Source organism: Stenotrophomonas maltophilia, from assembly GCF_004920835.1.
Classification (GTDB): domain Bacteria; phylum Pseudomonadota; class Gammaproteobacteria; order Xanthomonadales; family Xanthomonadaceae; genus Stenotrophomonas; species Stenotrophomonas maltophilia_AQ.
Genome location: NZ_QFHO01000017.1, coordinates 73,150 through 92,164 on the forward strand (window position 1 = coordinate 73,150; position 19,015 = coordinate 92,164).

Consider the following 19,015-nt stretch of genomic DNA (forward strand, 5'->3'; position numbering starts at 1 on the left):
CTCAGCGTGGGCGGAACAGGTAATGGGCCACCAGCCACTGCTGGCCGTTGTCGTAGCCGAACAGCTCGGCACAGGCCATCCAGAACATCCGCCAGCGCTGCCACCAGATCTTTGCCGCGGCCTGGCCGTAGGTGGCGACCAGTACAGGCATGACCTCTTCGCGGGCGGCGTCCTGGTTGGCCAGCCAATGATCAGCGGTGCGCTGGTAGTGGCTGCCATCCAGCAGCCAGCGCTGTTCCAGCTGCAGGTCGCGCTGGAAATGCAGCAGGGTGTCGGCGGCGGGCATCAGCCCACCCGTGAAGAAGTGGCGGCCCATCCAGTTATCGCCGCCGCTGGTCTCGAACGGATACATCAGCGTGCGGTGGGCGAAGATGTGCACGAACAGCGCGCCATCCGGTTTCAGCCATCGTGCGATGCCTGCCAGCAACCGCTCATAGTTGCGTACGTGTTCGAACATCTCCACCGACACGCAGCGGTCGAACTGTGCCGTTGGCAGTTCAAGCTCGTTGACGTCGCAGGTCAGCACCTCGACGGTGCCCAGGCCGCGTGCCTGGCACTGCGCCATGATGTGCCTGCGCTGGCTGTGCGAGTTGGAGACGGCGGTGATATGCGCCTGCGGAAAGCGTTCGGCCATCCACAGTGTCAGTGAGCCCCAGCCGCAGCCGAGTTCAAGGATCTGCTGGCCGTTGGCCAGGCCGGCGCGTTGGCCGTACAGCGCCAGCATGGCGTCTTCGGCCTGGTCCAGCGTTTCGCGGCCAGTGGGGTAGTAGCAGCTGCTGTACTTCAGGCGCTTGCCCAGGCAGGCCTGGAAGAAGGCCGCGGGAACTTCGTAGTGCTGACGGTTGGCCACTTCGGTATGCAGCGCGAGTGGGCTGTCGGCCAGCTCGGCGATGCGCCGGCTGAAGCGTGCCGATTGGCCTTCGATGCCGCCCTCGCTTTCCTCATGCAGGCGTTGCGCGCACAAGCGGCGGATGCCCGCACGCAGCGCCGCATCGGGCACCAGTCCGCGTTCGGCCCAGGCGATCAGCCCGGTTTCCGCATCTTCGGCCGGATTCAGTGACGGGATCGCGCTCATGCGGAATGCTCCTTGGAAGAACGGGGGAACCAGGGAAAGAACATCGACGTGCTGCGCTGGTACTCGCGGTAGTCTTCGCCGCGGCTACGCAGAGCCTGCTTCTCGGTGAACGGAATGCCGCTCAGATAGCGCAGGAATACATACATCAGCAGCGGGCCGGACCACGCCAGCCACCACAGTGGTGAGCCCGCCGCCAGCAGCACGTAGCTGAACCAGTGCAGCCATTCGAAGAAGTAGTTGGGGTGGCGCGAGTAACGCCAGAGTCCTTGGCGGCAGGTCAAGCCCTTGTTCGCCGGGTCGGCCCGGAACCGGGCCAGCTGCCAGTCGGCCAGCGCCTCGCCGCCGACGCTGATCAGCCAGACGCCTGCGGCGGCAACCACCCACAGCGACAGCCCCGGCCGTGGATTGGCCGCCACCGCGACGAAGGGCAGGGCGAACAGAACGATCAGCAGCGCCTGCGCCATGAAGAAGCCGAAGATCTTCCCCTGGTGGCCGTGCCAGTGTTCCCGCAGATAACGGTAGCGACCGTCCTCTTGTTCGTGACGGACCCGGTGCCAGAGATGCAAGGCCAGGCGGCTGCCCCACAGCCCACCCAGCAGCCCCAGCGCGAGCCGGGGCATCAACGCGCCATCGCCCAGCAGTGCCAGCAGCAGCGCCGATGCACCCACGCCTTTGGCCCAGAGCACATCAACCACGCCGATGTTGGTGTGGCGACGCTGCCAGGCCCAGCCCCAGCTCATCACCACTACTGCGTACAGCAGCACCCACCCTGGATTGATCATGACGATGCTCCGGCAAGTGGTGGATGATCTGAAGGCCGGGACCAGCGCCGGGCCGCGGCACACAGGAGCGACAGAGCAATGCTCCAGCCCATGCCGAGCACCAGCAGCCCCTGCCAGGCGGGCGCCCGGAACTGCACCGCCTCGAAACCCCGGGAGGCCGAGAGATAGGCCAGTGGCGCGAGCAGCAGGCCGAACAGGATCGGCAGTGCGGGGTGCCGCAGCAGGAAGCGCATCGAGGTGGTCAGCGTCATCGCGAACGCGGCCCACAGCGCCATGATCCACGGCGGCGGTGCGCAGCCGTGCGATGCCGCCGCATAGCGCACCATGCCGCTGGCCGCTGCGCTGGCATCCACCAGCCAGGCGCAGGCCAGCGCAACCAGCAACAGGCGAAGGTCCACGATCGGCCTGGGGGATGTCAGCAACTGGCTGGCCACGTAGAGGCTGGCCGCCAACAGCGCTGGCCACTGCCAGCCGCGCCCGGCACCGGTCACCGCGCACAGCCAGACCAGCTGGTTGCCGATGAGGTTGGCCCAGAATCGGCGCATTTCAGTGGCCATCGCTCGCCGCCGCCATAAGCCGATGGCCCGGACGCGCCAGCAACAGATGCGACACGCCGATCGAACGCTCCAGGAAGCCCCCCTCGCAGTACGCCAGATAGAACTCCCACAGACGGCAGAAGCGCGCGTCGAAGCCCTGCGCATGCACCGCAGGCAGCTGGGCGAGGAAGCGATGGCGCCATGCACGCAGGGTCAGCGCGTAGGAATGGCCGAAATCCTGCTGTGCGATCAGCTGCAGGTCGCTGACCCGGGTCTTGGCCGCCATGATCGCGTTGATCGAGGGAATGAAGCTGCCCGGGAATACGTAGCGCTTGATGTAATCAACACTGCGTCGCGCCTGTTCGTAGCGCTGGTCCTCGATGGTGATGGCCTGCAGCAGTGCCACGCCGTCCGGCTTCAGCAGGCGCTGCAGCGTGGCCATGTAGGTATCCAGGTACTCGGCACCAATGGCTTCGATCATCTCGATCGACACCAGCTTGTCGTAGCGGCCCTGCAGGTCCCGATAGTCCTGCATCAACAGGGTGACGCGCCCCTGCAGGCCGGCAGCCTTTACACGTTCCGTGGCCAGTGCGTGCTGCTCGGCGGAAATGGTGGTGGTGGTGACGTGACAGCCATAGTGCTGGGCCGCATGCACGGCGAAACCGCCCCAGCCGGTGCCGATCTCGACTACGTGGTCGCCGGGCTTGAGTTGCAGCTGATGGCAGATGCGGTCCAGTTTGCGTCGCGACGCCGTCTCCAGCGATTCACTGTCATCTGCGAACAGGGCAGAGGAATACATCATGTCCCGCGACAGGAACAGCGCGAAGAAGTCGTTGCCGAGGTCGTAGTGCGCCGCGATGTTGCGGCGACTGCCTTCACGGCTGTTGCGGCGCAGGCGGTTCCAGCCGCGCAGCAGCCAGCCGCCCACGCGGGCCGGGCCGTGCTCCATGCTGTCGAGCAGATCGCGGTTGCGTACCAGCAGCCGCACCAGTGCCACCAGATCATCGCAGTGCCAGTCGCCGTGGATGTAGCTCTCGCCAGCGCCGACGCTGCCCTGTGCAGCCACTTTTCGATAGAACGCCGGATCGTCGATGGTGACCGTGACCTGCAGCTCGCCGCGGGCTTCACCCAGCCAGACCTCACCCAGCGCATCGCGCACGCACAGATGGCCGTCGCGCAGGGGCGCCAGCTGCGCCAGCAGGCGCCTGCGCAGGAAAACGTCGAGCGTGCCCGGCTGTGGCAGGGCTACCGAGGGATTCATCTCGTTCATCGTGGTTTCTCGGCAAGGGAAGGATGGTCGTGCACCGGGTTGCGCTTCAGCCACAGGCGCAGCGCATGCCAATGGATGGCGGCCACCACCTGGGTGGTCATCAACGGATAGCAGGCGAGGACGCGCGCAAGGCCGCGTCCGTCCAGCGGGCGCCGCTGCATGGACTGAGTGGCATCGAACTGTCGCACGCCGTCACGCCACACCTGCATGTGCACGCGCAGGTCCTCGCCGGGCGCGTTGAACCGCCAGTCATAGCGGCAATCCATCGCCATGAATGGCGAGACGTGGAAGCATTTGTCGAACTGCCAGCGTAGTGACGCGCCCTCATGGAGCGCGGTCGATGCCGGCAGTACGTATGCGTGGCGTTCCTTCCATGGGGTATTGGTGATGTCGGCGACGATGCAGTCCAGCGTGCTGCCGTCAGCCTGGTAGCAGTAGTAGAAGCTGACCGGGTTGACCACGTGGCCGGCAAAGCGCAGGTGGGTGAGCAGGCGCACGGGCCCGCAGGGGCGGTGGCCGAGGGTGTTGGCGGCGTGGTCGCGCACGGCATCGGCGAGTGGTTGCGCGGGATTACCGAAGTAGTCGCTGCGCCGGAACTCGGCCAGGTTGCGCCGGTTGACCGACCACAGCCAGCGTCGTGCGAACACGGTCTCCAGCTCATCAAGATCCAGCAGCAGCTGTGCGACCGGATAGCGGAAGGCATGCGGATGCGGGTGGTGGCGCCGATGCACCACCTGCCCGAAATAGAGTGCGCTGGCGCTCACGCGGCGACCTCGCCGAACGCCGGTGCCAATCGATGCGGCTCGCAGGCACGCAGTGCGTCGACCACGCGGTGGGCACTGCGGATGCCGTCCTCATGGAAGCCCCAGCCCCAATAGGCGCCGGCGAACCATGTATGGCGCCGGCCCTGTAGTTCGCCCCAGCGCTGCTGCGCGCGTACTGCGGCATGGTCATGCACCGGGTGCGCGTAACGCAGCGTACGCAGCACCTTGGCCGGTTCGATCGCCTCGCTGCGGTTGAGGGTCACTACCAGCGGAGTGTCACCGGGCAGGCCCTGCAGCAGGTTCATGCAGTAACTGACCGTGCACGGCGCCGCGGGGTCGCGCGGCACGTGCGCGTTCCAGGCGGCCCAGGCCTTGCGATCGCGTGGCAGCAGCGATGCATCGGTGTGCAGCACGGCTTCGTTGGGTTGGTAGCGGATGGCACCAAGCACCTCGCGCTCGATGGCATCGGCGTCACCCAGCAGCGCCAGTGCCTGGTCGCTATGGCAGGCCAGGATCACCTCGTCGAAGCCTTCCACGCCGGCCGCACTGTGCACCCGCGCGCCCCAGGGCGTGCGCTCGACCGAATGCACCGGGCACTCCAGTCGTTCGCGCACCTGCCAACGGGCGCGCAAGGCTTCGACATAGCGCGCTGAGCCGCCTTTGACCACCCGCCACGTCGAACGCCCGGTCATCTGCAGCATCTGGTGATTGGCCATGAACTGGGCCAGATAGCGGGCCGGGAAGTCCATCACGGTAGCGGTTGGCGAAGACCACAGTGCCGAGGCCATAGGCAGCAGGTGCTCTTCGATGAAAGCCTCGCCATAGCGCTGGTCGCGCAGGTACTGACCGAGCGTCGGACCCTGGTCTTCCGCCAACAGCAGCGGCGCGTCGCGGTAGAAGCGGCGCAGGTCGGCCAGCATGCCCCAGAAGCGTGGCGACAGCAGGTTGCGGCGCTGGCAGAACAGGCCGTCCAGCGAGGTGGCGTTATATTCCACGCCGCTGCGCTCGCTGTGCATTGAAAAGCTCATCGTGGTCGGCTGCGAGGCCACGCCCAGCTCATCGAACAAGGCGGTGAGCAGCGGATAGTGCCGCGGGTTGAAGACGATGAAGCCGGTATCCACGGCCATGCGCCGGCCGCCCACCTGCACGTCATGGGTGTGGGTATGGCCGCCCAGGTAGTCATTGGCTTCAAACAGCGTGACTTCATGTTCGCCGTGCAGCCACCAGGCGCTGGCCAGGCCTGCAATGCCGGAGCCGATGATCGCGATGCGCATGTCAGTACCTCGCCTTGGCCAGTACCCATTCGGGAATCGGCTTGAGTCCTTTGACCAGGCCGACCGCGGACATCGCACGCAGCCCGTACCAGGTCAGGTCGATCTCCCACCAGCGGAAGCCCTGGCGGACCGTGCCTGGGAAGAAGTGGTGATTGTTGTGCCAGCCTTCGCCGAAGGTGAGCAGTGCCAGCCAGAGATTGTTGCGGCTGTCGTCGCGGGTTTCGAAGCGGCGGCGCCCGAACCGGTGCGCCAGTGAATTGATGGTGACCGTGGCATGGAACAGCACCACGGTGGAGATGAAGAAGCCCCATACCAGCAGCTGCGGTCCGGAGGTGTGCAGTGCGGGTACCCAGCGTTCAAGCGCGGCACCCAGTGCATAGAGGCCGGCGGCCAGCAGCATCGGCACCGCGGTATCGAAACGGTCCAGCCAGCGAAGTTCCGGGAAGCGGGCGAGATCGGGCACCCGCGAAAGATCGGTGGCGAAGGCTTCACGGGTCAGGAACCAGCCCATGTGGCTGCGCCAGAAACCCCCTTCGCGGGGTGAGTGCGGGTCCAGGGGTTGGTCGGCATGGCGATGGTGGTGGCGGTGATGGGCGGCCCACCACAGCGGCCCGCGCTGCACGCTGGCGGCACCGATCACCGCAAACGCGAACTGCACTGGTCGCGACGCCTGGAAGGTGCGGTGCGAGAAGTAGCGGTGGTAGAACGCGGTGATCGCGAACATCCGCACTGCGTAGAGTGCAACGGCCACGATCACCGCGATCCACGAGATGCCGACCCAGATCACCGCCAGGCAGGCTGCGTGCATCAATGCGAATGGCACAGCGCGCAACCAATCAATGCGGCCCGGCTGGCCCGCGCCGGCATCTGCACCGCTGCTGGTGTCGATCCAGCGCTTCAATGTACGCAGGAGACGGTGGCGTCGGCGGGGAAGGGGCGCTACAGAAGCCATGACGGATCTCGGCTGAAGTCGTGTCTTCCTCTACGCACCAGAACACAGAATGGATGCACTGCCGTGCAGATCGTTGCCGATTCACCTGGGCGTCACGGCGCAGTCGGCAACGAGCGGTTGCGTCCAGGCCCGTTGCCACTCAGCCGCAGCGCTTTCACGCGGCGCTGATGCAAACCGCACCACCACCTGTGGGTAGCCGCCCCGCGCATCGCGAAGATTGCTGGTACCACGAAATTCCAGCAGCCGCCGGTCTGCGCTCGCATAGACAAGCGACAGGCGGGGTGCGATGCCGCCATACCAGGTGTCCAGGCTGACCTCGATGGACTGGGCATCGATACCCTGCCAGCGTAGCGGCCCGCTGCGCACCACCTGTACCGGGTAGAAGCGTTGCCGCGCCGGAACCAGAAAAGGCAGCGAGACGCGCTCACCACGCATCAAGGCAGGCCAATGCAGGCGCACTGCCGCATCGAATCCGGCGTCGATCACAGCATCTGCCGGCAGGGTGAGGCGACGCTGGCGCCGTGCGGAGGCGGCGGCTTCCTTCCAGCCGACCACGACCGTTCCGCCGTCGGCCACTACCTCCGCCGCCTGGCCGCTGCGCCTGTCCTCCAGGGTGTAGCCGCGCGCCTGTGCCTGCAAGGTGGCGGGCAGGTGCTTGCGTGCGAAGGGGCGTCCATCCGGACATTGGTACAGCACCCAGCGCTCGGAGCCGTCCTGGGCGGAGCGCTGCCAGTGCAGTTCCCGATAGGCGGCAGCCCCTTGCGGCGTGGTGGCAACACCTTCGATGCGCAGCCAAGGGCTGGCCAGTGCGGTGCAGGGCAGGCAGAGCAACAGCCAGATGGTGCGCATGAGGGACAACCTGTAGGGGGGCTCAAGGCTTACGGTGCAGAGGCGCGGCTGGATGCGCAGCCTGGCTGCATCCAAACGCTGCCCCCAGCCGTAGAGACAACAGACCTTCACCTGCCCGCCGCGAACGCAGATGTACCCTGACGCCGCCAGCCCTGCCTTCAACTTCGATAGCGTACGCATTGTGTCCAGTTCCCAGCAGCCGAGCAGCGAGCCGACGAACTGGGCCGGTGACATGGACGGTGTGGCGCGGCTGCGCGACCGCGATTGCTTCATGCGCATCTACGATCATTTCATGCCGCGCCTGTGTGTCTATCTGCGAGGTCTGGGTGCGCCCGGGGCAGTGGCCGAGGAGCTCGCGCAGGAGTGTCTGCTAAGGCTGTGGCTGCGCGCAGCCGACTACGACCCTGCGCAGGCAGCGTTGAGTACCTGGCTGTACCGTATCGCGCGAAACCTGCACATCGACCGGGTACGGCATGAGCGCAGCTGGATGCAGGTGCAGGCTGCGGTGGAGTACGCAGCGACGGCAGACGTGGTCGAGCGCAGCAGCGCCGAGCAGTTCGCCGACCAGGCCCGGCTGCGCCAGCGGATCAACGAGCTGCCTGCGGTGCAGGCGCGACTGGTCCGCATGTCCTATTTCGAGGCCAAGAGCCACGGCGAGATCGCAGAAGCGCTGGGTATGCCGCTGGGCACGGTCAAATCGCATCTGCGGCGCGCGTTCCTGCAACTGCAATCCAAGGTGGGAGGCGCGCTGTGAATCCGCACCACCATCTTCACGAATCCACCCTGATGAGCTATGCCGCGGGCGCGTTGCCGGCGCCGCTGAGCATTGTTGCCGGCACGCACCTGGAGCAGTGCCCGCAGTGCCGCCAGCGGCTGCGCGATGCCGAGGCGATCGGTTCGGCGCTGCTGGAGCAGACACAGCCGCCGCAAGGCGACGGTGATGCGCGTCGGGATGTAATGCGCGAGGCGATGTTGCGGCGCCTGACTACGGAGTCGCCGATCAGTGTTGCAGCGCCGGCGCGTCCAGTACCGCCAGAACGGCCGGAAGCGGATCCCGATCATCTGCCGGCATCGCTGCATCCTTACTTCGGCACCTCGCTCAGTGGCCTGCGCTGGCGCTGGATGGCGCCGGGGGTGCATTGCATCCGCGCCGAACAGATGCCTTCACTGATCATGCTGAAGATCGCGCCCGGCAAATGCCTTCCCATGCACAGCCATGGCCGCAGTGAGCTGACCCAGATCCTGCGTGGCTCCTACAACGATGCCCTCGGGTTGTTCGCGCCGGGCGACGTGGCGGATCTGGATGAGGACGTGGAGCACCAGCCGGTGACCGCGCCGGGCGTGCCCTGCATCTGCGTATCTGCACTGGACGCACCGCTGGTGTTCAGCGGCTGGCTGGCGCGGAAGATCCAGCGTTTCGTGAAGCTCTAACGGGGTGCTGTGATGAGCGCGATGAAGGGAATGCGCGTGTTGCTGACCGGTGTCGCCGGGCTGGTGGGGCAGGGCGTGGCCAAGGCCTGCCAGACTTCGCCAAGGGTTGCCAGCCTGACCGCTCTGGTACGGCATCAAGGCAGCCTTGCCGTCGCCGGTGACGAGCTGGTGGTGCCGGACTTCCTGCGCATCAATGAGCAGCGCGATGATCTGGTTGGCTACGACGCCTGCCTGTACTGCGCAGGCGCGCCACCTGTGGGCACTGCCGAGGCTGAGTACCGGCGGGTGACCCTGGATACCACGCTCGCCGTCGCGCGCGCCTGGGCCGCTGCGAACCCCCGCGGTTGCTTCCTGTATGTATCTGGCGCAGGCGCGGACCCGCAAAGCCGGATCATGCCGCTGCGGATCAAGGGCGAAACCGAGCAGGCATTGCGTGCGTTACCGCTCCGGACAGTCATGCTGCGCCCTGGTGGCGTCCGCCCGGTGGCGGGCACCGGTACCCGGCATGCCCTGCTGAAACCGTTGTACTGGGGTGGTGCACCGCTGATGAAACTGGCAGGGGTGATTACCCCTGGGCTGGTGACCAGCAATCTTGCACTGGGCCAGGCGATGATCGCGCTGGCCGGCATGGGCAACCCGCCCGCGACGGTGGAGTGCGCTCAGATCAACCGGATCGCTGCTGGCGAAGGCGACCCGATGGCCTGATTTCCGCAGGCCTGCGGAAATCAGAACACTCACAGTGCCACCGGATTAGCCTGCCAGACCGAAAAGTTCAGCGCAGCGGCGAACGATATCCAAGCCAGGTAAGGCAGCAGCATCACCGCGGCACCGCGATGGATGCGCGCGAATGCAAAGATGGTGGCGCAAACAAGTACCAGCAGTACAAGAATATCGATGAAAGCGAGGGCGCCCAGCTTCCAGCCGAAGAACAGCCAGCTCCACAGTGCATTGATGGCCAGCTGCAACAGATAGAGCGACAGTGCTGGCCAGGCCCCGCGCCAGCCGCGTTCACGCCAGACCAGCCACGCTGCAGTCGCCATCATTGCGTAGAGCAGGGTCCATACCGGACCGAACACACGGGCCGGCGGCGCCCAGGAGGGAAGTACGAGGCTGGCATAGAAGCTGGCGGCTGACGTCGAGGCCCAAGCGCCCAGCGCAGCGGCGGCAAACGTGATCGCGATCCAACCCAGCAGGCCAGCACCTTGCGTGCTCCTCTTCATTGCATGCATCTCCTGAATAGGTATGCCGACGCATACGCACAAGCGCGGCAGATGGATGCGGTACGGGCACCTTCAGTCCGAAGAACTGGCGGCGCCTGTTCCCTGGCTCGTCGGCAACAGTGAAGGCCGCTGATCGAACCACTCGCGTGCCTTGGCCAGATGCCACTGGCGATGGTCGCCATCCAGCTCGATGCCGGCACCGAGCAGTCCCCAGCGCAGGTAGAGATCGCCACGCTTGCGCTGTTCCAGCAGATCCAGCCGCGCGCGCACCGAAAGACGATCGTTCTCGGCCTGCAGGCCGTCGATCACCAGATGACCCGGGCGCCAGCGCAGCGTGGCCCGCGCATCGACCTGCCCGGAATCCAGCAGGGACAGGGTCCAGCGCGGGTAGTCGGTGCGTTCGGCAAACAGTGCCAGCAGTGGCCGTGCGTCACTCAAGGTCAGGTCGGTAGTGGCATCCACCTGGAACGGCGATTGAGCATCGATGCGCCCGCGCTTGAAGGCGGCGCGTCCTTTCCACGCCGTAGTGCGCTCGCTGCCCGCCACCTGCACATTGCGCAGTTCCACCGTGGTTCCGGACAGATCGAAGTGGCGCTGGTTGAAGTCGCCGCGTCGAAGCGTGGCATTCACGTCGAGGTCACCGCCCATGTCCAGGCCCGCGACCTTCGCGCTGGCGTTGCGACCCTGCAGGCGCGCGGTGCCGTGGCCGACGCGGCCGTCGGTGTCGAGCGTGGCGTCACCACTGAGGCTGCCGGTGCCGCGCAGCAGCCGCACCTGTTGAGAGCCAAGGTAACGGTTGTAGGCGGCCAGGTCCGGGATGGTCGCTTCACTGAAGCGCAGCCGCGCGCGAACGCCCTTGCGCAGTTCCTGCAGGCGGCCGTCGCCGGTAAGGTCCACGGCCAGGTCGCGCCCATCGAACAGCCGCACGTTCCTGGCATCGCTGGGGCGCGCGGTGAAGCGCGGCAGCCGGATCGCCAGCTGTGCCTGAGTGGGTGTCCCGGCCTTCAGCTCGCCATGCGCGCTGGCCGTGCCGGCCAGACGCACGCCGGCCACTTCGGCCACGGCTGCGGCCGAGGGAATATCCACGGTGCTGCCTTCGATCAGTTCACCATTGCGCAGGCGTAGATCCGCCTTCAGCGTGCCGCCGCCATCCAGCTGCAGCCACGATTTGCGTACGAACAGGGCAGGGATCCAGTTGAGCGAGGTGAAGGTCCATTCGCCGCGCACGGTGCCGGAGCTGCGTTCCAGCAGCTGGGCAGGGTGCTGGAATGGAATCTCACGCCCGGTGATGTGCAGGTTGGCATCGATGCCAGCGGCCGAATCAGGGCGTGGCGGCAGGCGTGCCTGCAGGCGCATGTCGTTGGCCACATTGAGCTGCAGGGCCAGCAGGCCACGATCCGGCGCGCCGTCTCCGAGGTAGAGCGGAACCTGCCAGAGCGCGTGGTCACCAGGTTGCAGCTGGCCGTCCAACAGGTGGACCGCCAGTTGCAGGCGACCCGGAACCGGCGAGCTGGAGATGCGGGGCGTCTGCGCGTCCGTATCCATGCGCAGACCCTGGCTGCGCGCGTCCACATCAAGTTGTGCATGCAGCAACTTCAATTTGGCAAGGCCAGGCGCCTGGTCGCGATAGTGGCGCGGATAGCTGAAGTGCGCTGTCAGATCCATGTCGCCCAGCAGCTGCACGCCGTCATAGCTGGTGTCTGCTTTGCTGAACGACACCTCGGAATCGAACAGTTCGGACGGGCCGCCGCGCAGCTGCTTGAGGAATCCGACCGTGCCCCGGCCCTTGCCGATGATCAGCAGCTTGCCGAGCCGTGCGCTGCGGATGCTGTCGCTATGGATGGCGTCGAAGCGCAGGGTCCAGCCCCGATCGCTGCGTGGCGGCGACGGAATGGCGTCCTCCACGCGGCTGATTTCGGCCGACACGCCTGTGGCCTGCAATCGGGGAACCCTCACTTCGCGGCGGAACAGGGGCAGCACGGCCAAGCGAGCGCTGGCACGCTCGGCGTGCAGCACGTAGACGGTGTGGTTGACGTGGCCGCGCATGTGCACGTTCCAGGCAATGACGTGGCCGGGCAGCAGCGTGATGGCCGGGCCGGTAGTCATCACGAACTTATGCGGCTTGCGGTTGGTGACCTGGTCGAACAGCGGGCTGTTGAGGAAGATGTTGCCGGCCAGCAGGTAGAGTACGTACACGCCCAGCAGGCTGTAGCCAGCGACGCGCCATCGGCGGAACCGGTGTGGAGTGCGTGCGGGAGTAGGGGGCATGTACTGCTCTAGAGGCCGGAATTTGCTCAACTATTGCGGAACTGATGGCGGTGGCGCGTGAAGCAGGCACGACCGCAGCGCGGTTCTGCTGGTGTCCTCCTTGATTCTCACGCCAGATCTGCAGGAGTCGCATGGAGATCCGAGCCGCCATCGCGGATGACTTCGGTGCCATGTGGGCGATCTTCAAGACCGCCATTTGCCGGCCGCTTCCAGGCCGGGATCTTATGCTGCCGGCGGCGTTCCGACATCGGTAGCTGGGCCTGGTCGATGTATATGTGATGCACAGGTGTCTGTAGGACGACGTGGAGCAGGGGGCTCACAGTGAGCGGCCGCCACTGGTTCCGCGCACGAAGGCGGCGGCCAGCCGCAGCGCATCGTCGCTACCGCGATCGCCCCACAGCGCGTGGACCAGGCGGGCGGGCGTGACACCCGTCCAGCGCACCAGATCATGCGTGGCATGGGCCTGATCGCTGTAACCGTGGCGCGCAGCGGCGGAAGCGATGGTCATGGTTTCTCCATCCAATGTGCGCAGCAACGCCTGCAGGCGGCGCACACGGGCGTATTCCTTTGGTGTCATGCCCACGGCGGCCAGGAAACGGGATTGCAGGCCGCGCAGGGACATACCAAGCTGCCGTGCCAACTCGGCGATGCGCAGATCGCCCTCCGTCGCATCCAGCTCCGCAACCGCTTGTTCGACGCGCTCGTCCAGGGGGAAGCTGGCACACCGATCCCGCAGGAGCTGCCAGAGAGGCGCGGGTGTATTGGTCGCCGCGCTGGCGCGTGCGGCGGCACTGAAGATCTCGGCGAAGGAGGCATCAAGTGTGTACAGATCTGGCGCCTGGTCGCGAAGTCCAGGCAAGCAGGTGCCGGCAACCAGGGCGCTCGCGGCCGGCTGCAGCCGCACACCAACACAGAACACCGCACCAGCGGCCTGCAAACGGATAGGCCCTGACTGCTGTGCCGCGAAACAGAACGGCAGATCGGAACGGATCCGGCCATCTGCGCCATGCAGCTGCAGCGGCACGCCAAGTTCGGCCAGCAACTCGCACCGGCCATCGGGATAGATGACCTGCACGTCATTTCCGGGAGCGTCGTCCTGCAGCCACCAGATGCACTGGACGTGACGGCGGAGGTCGTCGGGGGCCGGGTGTTCGCAGTAGTCCATGCGGCATCGGACGCCATCCTGCGCGTTTTTACAAGCGCCCCAGGTGCCACGCCGCTAAGCTGCGGCCAACACATCCAGGAGGCCAGGGCATGTTGAAGTCGAAGATGGTGGTGCTGGGCGCAGGATTGGCGTTGGGAAGTGGCGCGGTCGTGGCGGCGCCGGCCGAGTTCGACTGGCTGGCCGGGCATTGGTGTGGCGGCTCCGAGGAGCGCAGGCTTGATGAGGTCTGGCTGCCCGAGGCCGGTGGCGCCTTGCTTGGCATGTCGCGCACGCTGAACCACGGCGACATGGAATCATTCGAGTACATGCGTCTGGTGTCTGCAGGCAAAGCGGCTGGCCTGCACGTGCAGCCCAATGGCGTGGCGCCGACGACATTCGTCATTGCCGACCATGGCGCAAACTGGGTGGTCTTTGAGAATCCGCAGCATGACTTCCCGAATCGCATCGAGTACCGGCGGGATGGCGAGTCATTACAGGCGAGCATCTCTGGACCGGGCGAGGATGGGAAGCTGCTGCGGATTCCGTTTGACTATCGGCGCTGCGGAGAGTGAGTGGGAAGGCTGCCCAGGGCTGAGGCCCGGGATCTCAGGGCCGGGGAGGCTCCCGCCTGCTGGGCGGCAGTTCTGCTTTGAACATAATATACATTATGCGAAATGTCGTATCGGGCGTGATCCGGTTCGTGGGCTCCGCTTGGCAATGGCTCCGACTCTGGCTTGGCTCTTGCCTCCCTGTTGGCTCCCCCGACAAGGATGAGATTGCAGCATGAGCAAGATCGATCCCCATGATCGCATCGAACTGACCGGCCCGTGGGCCGGTTTCGGATTCCAAGCTGGGCACATGTTCACCCCTGAGGGTCACCAGTTGGAGCCTTGCGACATGACCTGGTGGTCCCTGACCTGCAACATCGCACGGAAATGGCGGCTGATGATGGCTGAGGCGGCTCCCCGGACCTCAGCTTCGCGGAAAGCTTCGACCACGGCGAAATCCAGCGCCATCTACCTAGCCGAAGCGCTCAGAATTCGCCGAGAGCGTTCGGCGTGCGTGATCCCGGCCCCGACGCCGAGACGTCCAATGTGGTCTATATGAGCCGTGGTCCGAGGCCGCGTCAGCGCGTGTGAGGCGCTTCCGTAGAGGCGCTGTCCCTACACCCCCGGTGCAATGCAGTCTGGACGTGATTGGGGGGGGGGCGTATGGAGCGCGAACGGCCTGAGTACCTTCCGCCGATTGAGCGAAGGCGCTGGAATTTCCCGTGGCTGATCACCGGATTTTTGACTCTGGTGAGCCTTACAACCATCGGCGTGCTTACGCTTGGCCGGACTAATAGTGCCTGGAGTGAGCGTTTTGAAGGTGTGCGGCGATCTATCGAGGCCACTGAGCAGTCTTCGACGGCGAGGCCTGAGCGGTCGACAGCTGTCAGTTCGATGCCATCGACGCCTCCCGAACGCCTGCAGGCACAGCCACCCCAGAAAGCGCAGGGTCTGCGCTGTATCAATGGGATGTTCTTCCGTCGAATTGAAGGTGGGTGGGAGAACCTTCCCGGCTCTCGGTGTGGCGACCTCCCGGCCAGTGCTGTGCAGTGCTTTGCTGGAAAGCCATACAGACAGATGGATGCTGATGGGGGCTGGGTCCTTTCGCCGCGAGATCGTTGCCCGTGACGCGTCACGTTAATCAGAAACTCGCCGGGTTACGCAGACGGTGTGGATGGGCGTGCTCGAGAGCTCGATCTCATTGCCTACAGGACTGTTACAAATAAAGACTTGGAGGTGGTCTCGGCCGTGCTCGCAAGCTGCAAGAAGGATATGGAGTCTTTGCCGAACAGGGCAAAGAACAAGAAGCGGCTGTATCACTTCACCTTGCTGTCCATCGTGGATGCTCCCTTGGTTGATGTCTTCTACAAGGGGAATTCGCCGACTGTGACCGAAATAGACGGGATCACGCATCTTTCCCGCTATATGGTCAATCGAAGAGAGCTGTCCGCCTTGGTGCACTTTGTTCAGGCGAGCGCCCTGCCCCAGTACTTGAAGTGTCTTACTGAGTCGGTAGCTCCCTCTGCTGAATCAGGATTCCGAGCTATCTGAATCGGTGACTGCGCTCCTAAAGAAACAGGCTAGGTATCAAGATAAGCTCCGGTTTGCGCTTGATGTGCCCTTTTAGGTTGCTGATTCACTGCTCCCGGCAGCGGAGCCATTCACCGGGTTCTACCCCGATAAATCTTCCTAGCCTCCTGCCCCGCTGATGTCCGCTTCTGGCCAATAGCAGACACGACGAACGGATCGGCCTCAAGTCGTGCCCTCAGAGCTACTAGTGTGCCCGCCCACCTTTGGCCGTTAGACAGGTAGTCGCTGCAACCCCTACTCACATGGGATAGATCAGGCACGTACCTCTCCTTGCTGTAGCCAGTCCTTGCTGAGCAATGAGATCTCGGCCTGGCAGAAGTCCAAATAGGTTCTGATGATTGACGAAGGATGCCGATGCGAGGGATACAGCAGGTGAATCTGCTGCTGGGGCAATGGACACTGAGGCAACAGTTCCACGAGGTCACCCGTGCGAATTGCATCTGCCGCCAGGAAGGGGGGCAGCTCGGTCACGACGTCTCCGGCCAGAGCGCGGCTGCGCAGATGTGCATAGTCGTTCGTGGCGAGGACACTGCGAGGCTCAACGTCGTGCCCCCCGATTAGCCAACGACCCCGTGCATTTGCACCCAAGACCCAAGTGGCGCACGGAAATTGATGAAGATCGTCGATCGATCCCGGAACCCCAAGACGCTCTATCAGTGCTGGAGACGCAACCAGCAAATGGCGATATTCCAGAACCCGTCTCGCCACCATGGCTTCATGGGTAATGGTGCCGACACGGAGCGCAACATCGATTCCGTCTTCAATCAGATCGATGCGCCTTTCGGTGGTGTGCACCTGCAATTGAATGTCCGGGTATTGCAGCTGGAACCGCGACAGCAGCTCCCACCAAGGCTCGAACGCAGGTGGAAGTGACAACCTCAGGCGTCCCTTCAGGCGCGCCTGGTCACTGACCACGGATTGCTGTGCCTCGGCGAGCAGTTCAATCCCGCGCACCGCGTGCTCGTACAAGCGTGCGCCGGCGTCGGTCAGGCGGGTGCCTCGAGCCGACCGCTCCAACAGCTGAACGTTCAACTCGCGCTCAAGCTCCCGAACCCGCCTACTCACGGTAGGCAGAGGCAGCTGGAGTCGCTCGGCTGCAGCCGAAATGCTTCCGGCCTGCACCACTGCGACAAACATCTGCACGGCGTTCAAGTCCACGATCTAGCCTCTCATTTATGGCAGGAGCGATCTCAAATATGAGGATTCTATCTCATTTTTGAAACCCGCAAAGTTGCTCCACGCCACCGATCCCCGGTGAGCCAACTGGAACATCCCATGTCTATTGCAGCAGTTCTCAAGTCCTACGAAACCGCCCTGAATGGCAGAGACACCGACACCATTCTGAGTCTCTATAGCGCCGAACCGGTCTTCATGCCGCAGAACGCGCCTGCCCTAGAGGGGCGTGAGGCCGTACGTGCGGGCTATGAGCAGGTATTCGCCACCATCAAGCTCAATGTGACCTTCGACATCCACGAAGTCGTTCAGGTTGGCGAGTGGGCGTGGGTGCGCACGAGCTCGGCCGGCCGCACCCGAATCCTGGCCGCCGGCGTCGAGGTGACTGAGGGCAACAACGAGTTGTTCGTGTTCCGCCTGGAGGCCGGCGAGTGGAAGATCCATCGCTACCTGTTCGCCACCAATCAGCCGCGCTCCTGAGGAATCCGTCATGAAGGCATATGTGATTGAACAGGCCGGCGGCCCAGAGGTTCTGCAGCTGCGCGACATTGGCGCACCCGAGAGCAACAACGATGAGGTGCTCGTCAGGGTCCGCGCATTCGGGTTGAATCGTGCCGAGGTCTATCGACGCCAAGGCAAGATGGGCCCGATCGATAGCCCCGTTGTACCCGGTATCGAGGCCGTGGGTGAAGTCATCCGGGATCCGAGCGGCACCTTCCGCACGGGACAGCGGGTCGCAACGGCGATGGGCGGACTGCAGTTCAGCCGCCCAGGCAGCTATGCCGAACAGGTGAGCGTGCTTGCGCAGAATCTCATCTCACTTGACGGTATCGACCTTGCCTGGGACGAGCTGGCGGCACTGCCCGAGTCCTATCTGACAGCCTGGGGTGCGCTGGATCGCAGCCTCCGGATCCAGAGCGGGCAGACCTTGCTGGTGCGAGGTGCCACGTCGGCAGTCGGCATGGCCAGCGTTGCTTACGCCAAGGCACGTGGACTGAATGTCATTGCCACCACGCGCACGGTGAGCAACGAAGCGCGGCTGAAGGACGCGGGTGCTGACGAGGTCATCGTCGATACCGGAGAGATCGCGGCCCTGGTTCGACGGTCGATCCCGGTCGGCGTGGACGCCGTGCTGGAGGTTGTCGGCGCAGCGACGCTGCGAGACTCGGTCAAAGCGCTTCGCCCCTTTGGCGGAGCATCGGTCATCGGCCTTCTGGGTGGTGCACCGGTACTCGAATCGTTCCACCTGATGCAGGACCTTCCTGGCGCGGTCCATCTGAACTTCTTCCCGAGTGGACTGCTTGGAACCGCAGCATTGCCGCTGAGCGAATCCCCGCTTCGCTGGATTGCGCAGGAGATCGCCGCCGGCCGGATCCCATCGTCGCGTACCAGGACCTTTGATTTCGACGACGTCCGGCAGGCCCATCGACTGATGGAAAGCAATGCGGCCGTCGGCAAGTTCGTCGTACAGCTTTGACCTCTCACAGATAATCGAGAAATCCCATGCGTACCTATTTCGCCTCACTCGCCGTTCTACTGGCTCTGTCTCCTTTCGCAGCTCTGGCCTCTGGCAAAACTGCCATGCCAAGCCCGGACACCACGGCAATCACCCGCCAGCTTGAGCGCTATGAGCAGGCGCTCAACAGCTCTGACGTCGACGCGGTAATGCGTCTCTACTCGGACAATGCGGTCTTCATGCCGCAGCACAGTCTGCCGGTCGCGGGAGCCGAAGCAATTCGATCTGCCTATCAGCAGATCTTCAAGACCATCCGGTTGAGCATCGACTTCACCATTGATGAAATCCAGCCGCTATCGCGCGACTGGGCATTCGCCCGCACGCGTTCCAACGGAACGGTAAAGGTACTGGCCAAGGATGGACCGGCGGGGGCGGAAGCCAATCAGGAAATCTTCCTGCTGCACCGTGGCAAAGATGGGCAATGGAAATTCGCCCGTTACATCTTCTCCACCACAAATCCTCCGCGTCAGCCGTGAGCCATGAGCATGAACACTTCTCTTCAATCCCTTACCCCGTGGTGACATGCAGCGCTCTGCCCCGCAGAGCCCGCCCCATTATCGTGACGCGTCACGCCCGATCAGCACCGCCCCATTTGGCGCCCCACCCCTCCCCCACTATAGTGC

General features: G+C 64.5%; 21 protein-coding genes. 9 read left to right on the forward strand and 12 right to left on the reverse strand.

Features of this window, described 5'->3' with window-relative positions:
• Position 1: 1 nt before the first annotated feature.
• The 8 genes from DI041_RS13375 to DI041_RS13410 all read right to left on the reverse strand — a co-directional run bounded on the left by DI041_RS13375 (position 2) and on the right by DI041_RS13410 (position 7,502).
• Entirely contained in the window at positions 2-1,075 is a 1,074-nt protein-coding gene (locus DI041_RS13375; protein ID WP_136639008.1) for an SAM-dependent methyltransferase, read from the reverse strand.
• Positions 1,072-1,857 (reverse strand): DUF1295 domain-containing protein, encoded by a 786-nt coding sequence (locus tag DI041_RS13380; protein WP_136639009.1) that lies wholly within the window; start codon positions 1,855-1,857, stop codon positions 1,072-1,074. Before DI041_RS13380 ends, DI041_RS13375 begins: the two co-directional genes overlap by 4 nt.
• Positions 1,854-2,402, reverse strand: a complete 549-nt coding sequence (locus DI041_RS13385; protein WP_136639010.1) for a DUF2878 domain-containing protein — start codon at positions 2,400-2,402, stop codon at positions 1,854-1,856. Before DI041_RS13385 ends, DI041_RS13380 begins: the two co-directional genes overlap by 4 nt.
• 1 nt (position 2,403) lies before the next feature.
• On the reverse strand, positions 2,404-3,663 hold the full coding sequence (locus tag DI041_RS13390) for an SAM-dependent methyltransferase (protein ID WP_136639011.1): 1,260 nt from the start codon (positions 3,661-3,663) through the stop codon (positions 2,404-2,406).
• On the reverse strand, positions 3,660-4,427 hold the full coding sequence (locus DI041_RS13395; RefSeq protein WP_136639012.1) for a DUF1365 domain-containing protein: 768 nt from the start codon (positions 4,425-4,427) through the stop codon (positions 3,660-3,662). The genes DI041_RS13390 and DI041_RS13395 overlap by 4 nt, the downstream gene beginning before the upstream one ends.
• Complete coding sequence (locus DI041_RS13400) at positions 4,424-5,701, reverse strand: NAD(P)/FAD-dependent oxidoreductase (protein WP_136639013.1); 1,278 nt, start codon at positions 5,699-5,701, stop codon at positions 4,424-4,426. Before DI041_RS13400 ends, DI041_RS13395 begins: the two co-directional genes overlap by 4 nt.
• Before the next feature lies 1 nt (position 5,702).
• On the reverse strand, positions 5,703-6,653 hold the full coding sequence (locus DI041_RS13405; protein WP_136639014.1) for an acyl-CoA desaturase: 951 nt from the start codon (positions 6,651-6,653) through the stop codon (positions 5,703-5,705).
• 81 nt (positions 6,654-6,734) lie between these two features.
• Positions 6,735-7,502: a hypothetical protein gene (locus tag DI041_RS13410; RefSeq protein ID WP_136639024.1), complete on the reverse strand. Its 768-nt coding sequence runs from the start codon at positions 7,500-7,502 to the stop codon at positions 6,735-6,737.
• A 130-nt stretch (positions 7,503-7,632) separates the two neighbouring features.
• Here DI041_RS13410 and DI041_RS13415 point away from each other — a divergent pair, with 130 nt between their 5' ends.
• From DI041_RS13415 to DI041_RS13425, 3 genes are read left to right on the forward strand one after another with little or no spacing between them, the layout of a single operon-like run.
• Entirely contained in the window at positions 7,633-8,256 is a 624-nt protein-coding gene (locus DI041_RS13415) for a sigma-70 family RNA polymerase sigma factor (RefSeq protein WP_046982938.1), read from the forward strand.
• Entirely contained in the window at positions 8,253-8,933 is a 681-nt protein-coding gene (locus DI041_RS13420) for a ChrR family anti-sigma-E factor (protein ID WP_046982939.1), read from the forward strand. Before DI041_RS13415 ends, DI041_RS13420 begins: the two co-directional genes overlap by 4 nt.
• A 21-nt stretch (positions 8,934-8,954) precedes the next feature.
• Positions 8,955-9,638 carry a Rossmann-fold NAD(P)-binding domain-containing protein gene (locus DI041_RS13425; RefSeq protein WP_046982940.1) on the forward strand — a complete coding sequence of 228 codons (684 nt, stop codon included), beginning with the start codon at positions 8,955-8,957 and terminating at the stop codon, positions 9,636-9,638.
• Positions 9,639-9,667: 29 nt separating this feature from the next.
• On the opposite strand, the gene DI041_RS13430 is transcribed toward DI041_RS13425, so the two are convergent.
• The 3 genes from DI041_RS13430 to DI041_RS13440 form a co-directional block, all read right to left on the reverse strand.
• A complete protein-coding gene (locus DI041_RS13430) occupies positions 9,668-10,153 on the reverse strand; it encodes a TspO/MBR family protein (RefSeq protein ID WP_136639015.1) in 486 nt (161 codons plus the stop codon).
• Positions 10,154-10,225: 72 nt separating this feature from the next.
• Positions 10,226-12,421 carry a hypothetical protein gene (locus tag DI041_RS13435; protein ID WP_136639016.1) on the reverse strand — a complete coding sequence of 732 codons (2,196 nt, stop codon included), beginning with the start codon at positions 12,419-12,421 and terminating at the stop codon, positions 10,226-10,228.
• Between the two features lie 316 nt (positions 12,422-12,737).
• Positions 12,738-13,586: a helix-turn-helix domain-containing protein gene (locus DI041_RS13440; RefSeq protein ID WP_136639017.1), complete on the reverse strand. Its 849-nt coding sequence runs from the start codon at positions 13,584-13,586 to the stop codon at positions 12,738-12,740.
• A gap of 89 nt (positions 13,587-13,675) precedes the next feature.
• Here DI041_RS13440 and DI041_RS13445 point away from each other — a divergent pair, with 89 nt between their 5' ends.
• The 3 genes from DI041_RS13445 to DI041_RS13455 all read left to right on the forward strand — a co-directional run bounded on the left by DI041_RS13445 (position 13,676) and on the right by DI041_RS13455 (position 15,664).
• On the forward strand, positions 13,676-14,137 hold the full coding sequence (locus DI041_RS13445) for a DUF6265 family protein (protein ID WP_046982944.1): 462 nt from the start codon (positions 13,676-13,678) through the stop codon (positions 14,135-14,137).
• Between the two features lie 211 nt (positions 14,138-14,348).
• Positions 14,349-14,672, forward strand: coding sequence for a DUF3653 domain-containing protein (locus DI041_RS13450; protein WP_248298484.1), 324 nt, complete (start codon positions 14,349-14,351; stop codon positions 14,670-14,672).
• A gap of 611 nt (positions 14,673-15,283) precedes the next feature.
• Complete coding sequence (locus tag DI041_RS13455; RefSeq protein ID WP_136639018.1) at positions 15,284-15,664, forward strand: hypothetical protein; 381 nt, start codon at positions 15,284-15,286, stop codon at positions 15,662-15,664.
• A gap of 291 nt (positions 15,665-15,955) precedes the next feature.
• On the opposite strand, the gene DI041_RS13460 is transcribed toward DI041_RS13455, so the two are convergent.
• Complete coding sequence (locus DI041_RS13460; RefSeq protein WP_248298485.1) at positions 15,956-16,846, reverse strand: LysR family transcriptional regulator; 891 nt, start codon at positions 16,844-16,846, stop codon at positions 15,956-15,958.
• A 132-nt stretch (positions 16,847-16,978) separates the two neighbouring features.
• On the opposite strand from DI041_RS13460, the gene DI041_RS13465 reads away from it, so the two are divergent.
• From DI041_RS13465 to DI041_RS13475, 3 genes are read left to right on the forward strand one after another with little or no spacing between them, the layout of a single operon-like run.
• The gene (locus DI041_RS13465) at positions 16,979-17,356 is read left to right on the forward strand and encodes a YybH family protein (protein WP_136639020.1); all 378 of its coding nucleotides are present in this window, start codon (positions 16,979-16,981) and stop codon (positions 17,354-17,356) included.
• Between the two features lie 10 nt (positions 17,357-17,366).
• Entirely contained in the window at positions 17,367-18,353 is a 987-nt protein-coding gene (locus tag DI041_RS13470) for a zinc-binding dehydrogenase (protein ID WP_136639021.1), read from the forward strand.
• A gap of 26 nt (positions 18,354-18,379) precedes the next feature.
• Positions 18,380-18,868 carry a YybH family protein gene (locus DI041_RS13475; protein ID WP_136639022.1) on the forward strand — a complete coding sequence of 163 codons (489 nt, stop codon included), beginning with the start codon at positions 18,380-18,382 and terminating at the stop codon, positions 18,866-18,868.
• Positions 18,869-19,015: the final 147 nt, after the last annotated feature.